Annotated in this window: 4 protein-coding genes; 3 read left to right on the top strand and 1 reads right to left on the bottom strand. The window is 64.5% G+C overall.

From position 1 onward, the window contains the following. Nucleotides 1-779: (Fe-S)-binding protein (locus LPW29_RS14835; RefSeq protein WP_238628658.1), on the bottom strand; the 779-nt coding region annotated here is incomplete at its 3' end. Nucleotides 780-941: 162 nt separating this feature from the next. On the opposite strand from LPW29_RS14835, the gene LPW29_RS14840 reads away from it, so the two are divergent. The 3 genes from LPW29_RS14840 to purH form a co-directional block, all read left to right on the top strand. Next, nucleotides 942-1679 carry a DUF481 domain-containing protein gene (locus LPW29_RS14840; protein WP_238628659.1) on the top strand — a complete coding sequence of 246 codons (738 nt, stop codon included), beginning with the start codon at nucleotides 942-944 and terminating at the stop codon, nucleotides 1677-1679. Nucleotide 1680: 1 nt separating this feature from the next. Continuing rightward, entirely contained in the window at nucleotides 1681-1986 is a 306-nt protein-coding gene (locus tag LPW29_RS14845) for a (2Fe-2S) ferredoxin domain-containing protein (RefSeq protein ID WP_090253027.1), read from the top strand. A 380-nt stretch (nucleotides 1987-2366) separates the two neighbouring features. Continuing rightward, the coding region (gene purH, locus LPW29_RS14850; RefSeq protein ID WP_238628660.1) for a bifunctional phosphoribosylaminoimidazolecarboxamide formyltransferase/IMP cyclohydrolase at nucleotides 2367-3942 on the top strand (1576 nt) is incomplete at its 3' end.

Genomic DNA, 3942 nt, shown 5'->3' on the forward strand with positions numbered 1-3942 from the left:
TGCTTATCCTGCTTATCCTGCTTATCCTGCTGACCCTGCTGGTCCTGCTGACCCTGCTTATCCTGCTGACCCTGCCGGGAGGCCTCCTGACGCCCTGCCGGAGGTGCACCAGCGTCCGGCCGCCCTGCCCGTTCCGGCTGCGATGATGACGTATCCGCCTCCAGAGCCGCCGACTGCTGCGTCGGCGCTGGCGCCGACAGGCTTGGCAGGGGGCGACCGGATGTGTCGGCCGGCGATGCATCCGCCCCAGGCGCCGGCAACCGGGGCACCTCTTTCACGGGAATGACCCGAAGGCCCCGGGTCAGCGGCATGCCCAGAACATAGGAAGCTGCCCGGGCCAGGCCGGGGCGGCGACGGGAGCCCAGCCAGCTGGCCAGGCGCACCAGGCCCAGCATCTGTGCCAGACGGAAGGATCGCGCCGCCACGCGGCGGCCACGCTCATGGCGCAGCAGGTAGCCCTTCATCGGTCCGCGACCGCCTGGGGGAATCAATTCGGCCCGCGCCGCGTCCATGAGACGTCCGAAGGGCACCAGGGAGGGACACACCGCCTCGCAGGCCCGGCATTGCACACAACTCTCCAGATGCCGGCGGACCGCCGCATCATCCTGAAGATGGCCCTGCATCAGTCCCTGCATGAGCGTGATCCGACCCCTGGGCGAGTCTCCCTCGTCCAGGGTGACCCGATAGGTGGGGCAATGAGGCAGACACAGGCCGCACTTGACGCAAAGGTCTGTGTCCTCGAGGGACGTATAGTCCTTTTTCCGGGGCGCGAAGGGCACCAGGGAGGATCCGGGTTTCCGCGCGGGTGCTGGTTGGGATCTGCGGAACAGGGCAAGGGGATTCATGCGGTGCTGACTCGGGTTGGGTTTCAGGCGGTGACCGAGAACTGCAAGCGGCGGATCTGTTAGGGTTCGCCCTCAAACTGGATCATGAAGGGAGTGATGAACGTGTTTCGTACGCGGTTGCTTTGCGCCTATTGTAGCAGTGCCTTGATGCTGGCCTCCCCCATCCTGTCCGCCGAGTGGGGAGAAGATGCGGGCTGGAGCGGAGATGCGGAGTTCGGGGCCATGCTCTCCACTGGCAACACCGATGCGCAGAACATCACCGCGCGCAGCCGCCTGCGCTACGAAATCCCCCTGTGGCGACACACGTTGCAGCTGGAGGCTTATAGCGGCTCGGAGGATGGTGCAACCACCCAGGAACGCTACCTGGGCACCTTCCAGACGGATCGCAAACTCACCGAACGGGATTACCTGTTCGGGGTGCTGCGCGGCGAGAAGGATCGCTTCAGCGGCTATGATTACCAACGCGCCCTGTCGGCAGGCTACGGTCGTCGCGTGGCCGATACCGAACACTTCCGACTGGACCTGGAGGCGGGTGCCGGTCTGCGGCAGGCTCGACTTGAAGGGGGGGAAAACGAAGATGAAACGATCCTTCGAGGCGCTGGCGCCCTGGATTACCGCATCAACGACGCCCTGCGCTTCACGGAGGACCTGCTGATCCAGGCGGGCGACAACAATACCGAGGTGGAATCCATCAGCGCCCTGCGCTATCGCCTGAATGACAAGTTCACCACTCGATTTGCCCTCACAGTGAAGCATAATACCGATGTACCCGAGGATCGGGAAAAGACGGATACCGTCACCTCCATCAGCCTGGTCTACGATCTGTGGAACTGATATGGCATATTACAAGCGACACATCTTCTTCTGCACCAACGACCGTGACGACGGCAACTGCTGCGAGCACTTCCGCGCCAGCGAGCTGCGCAACCACGCCAAGCAACGCGCCAAGGCCCTGAACCTCACCGGCAAGGGCGGCGTACGGGTGAACGTGGCTGGCTGCCTGGATCGCTGCAACGAAGGACCGGTGGCCGTCGTCTACCCGGAAGGGGTCTGGTACACATTTGCGGATGAGCAGGACATCGACGAGATCGTCGATGAGCACCTGCAGCATGGAAGGGTGGTGGAGCGTCTCAAGCTCTAATGGCCGCGACCCGATGGTGCATCGCACCATTCATCCCCGGAGTCCCGCCGCTCATCACCCGAATCACGGCTAACCTCCTGTGGGGCTTGACATGTGCACTGCAGCATACGATATTAGGGCCATACTGTTTCCTGGAGCAATTCCGGGGTTCGGTATACTCCTCCATCCTCCTTTGGTGGTTTTGGCGCGGCTCCTCAAGCCGCGCTTTTTTTTGGCCGATCGTCAGGGTCAGCCCCCCACATGCCTCCCCATGCCACCGCCGCCAGACCAGCACTCTGTGGGAATGGGCCTTGTCCGCGAAAAGCCGGTATCGTTAGCCTTGCGCAGTTCTCGCTGCGTATAATTGCCCCCTTTTTCGCCCCCAACCGTAGTAGACGATTATGACCCAAGCCGATTCCCGACCCGTGACCCGCGCCCTGATCAGCGTTTCCGACAAGACGGGGCTGCTGCCCTTTGCCCAGGCCCTGGCCGGGCGCGGGGTGGAAATCCTTTCCACCGGCGGCACTGCCCGTTTGCTGGCCGAGGCTGGCGTGCCCGTCAAGGAGGTGTCGGCCCACACCGGCTTCCCCGAGATGATGGCCGGGCGGGTGAAGACACTGCACCCGAAGATTCACGGGGGCATCCTGGGTCGTCGCGGCGTGGACGATGAGGCCATGCAGACACATGACATCCCACCCATCGACCTGGTGGTGGTGAACCTTTACCCCTTCGAGGCCACCGTGGCCAAGCCCGACTGCACCCTGGAAGACGCCATCGAGAACATCGATATCGGTGGGCCGGCCATGGTGCGGGCTGCCGCCAAGAATCACGCCTCAGTAGGCATTGTCGTGGACCCCACCGACTATGACCGGGTACTCGACGCCCTGGAGAGCGGCAACGGTGCCCTGCCCCAACGCCTGCGCTTTGAGTTGGCGGCCAAGGCCTATGCCCATACCGGTCGCTATGACGGCGCCATTGCCAATTATCTGACCACCATGGCCGAGGACGGCAGCCGCGAGGCCTTCCCGGGCACCTTCTCGGTGCAGTTCGAGAAGACCCTGGACCTGCGCTACGGGGAAAACCCGCACCAGGCTGCCGCCTTCTACCGTGAGCACCAGCCCGCCGAGGCCGGCGTGGCCTCGGCCCGGCAGATCCAGGGCAAGGCCCTGTCCTTCAACAATATTGCCGATACCGACGCCGCCCTGGAGTGCGTGAAGCAGTTTGCCGAACCCGCCTGCGTGATCGTCAAGCACGCCAACCCCTGTGGCGTGGCGGTGGCCCATGACTGCCTCTCCGCCTATGACAAGGCCTTCCAAACCGACCCCACCTCCGCCTTCGGCGGCATCATCGCCTTCAACCGCCCCCTGGACGGCGCCACGGCCCAGGCCATCGTCGCCCGCCAGTTTGTGGAGGTGATCATCGCCCCGCAGGTGCTGCCCGAGGCGGCCCAGGCCGTGGCCGGCAAGCCCAATGTGCGCCTGCTGGAGTGCGGTCAGTGGGATGACAACCCCTCGCCCGCCTGGGACTTCAAGCGCGTCAATGGCGGCCTGCTGGTCCAGGATCGCGACCTGGGCCAGGTGCTGGCAGCAGACCTGCGCCAGGTGTCCGAGCGGGCTCCTACCGTGCAGGAGCAGTCGGATCTGCTGTTTGCCTGGCGGGTGGCAAAGTTCGTCAAATCCAACGCGATTGTCTATGTGCGCGATGGCCAGACCATCGGCGTGGGTGCCGGCCAGATGAGCCGGGTGTATTCCGCCCGCATTGCCGGAATCAAGGCCGCCGACGAGAACCTGCAGGTGGCTGGCTCGGTGATGGCCTCGGACGCCTTTTTCCCCTTCCGCGACGGCATCGACGCCGCCCATGAGGCGGGGATCACCGCCGTGATCCAGCCCGGCGGCTCCATGCGGGACGAGGAGGTCATCGCCGCCGCCAACGAGCACGGCATGGCGATGATGTTCACCGGCATGCGCCACTTCCGGC

Origin of the sequence: Ectothiorhodospira sp. 9100 (genome assembly GCF_022227565.1) — a bacterium.
GTDB lineage: Bacteria > Pseudomonadota > Gammaproteobacteria > Ectothiorhodospirales > Ectothiorhodospiraceae > Ectothiorhodospira > Ectothiorhodospira marina.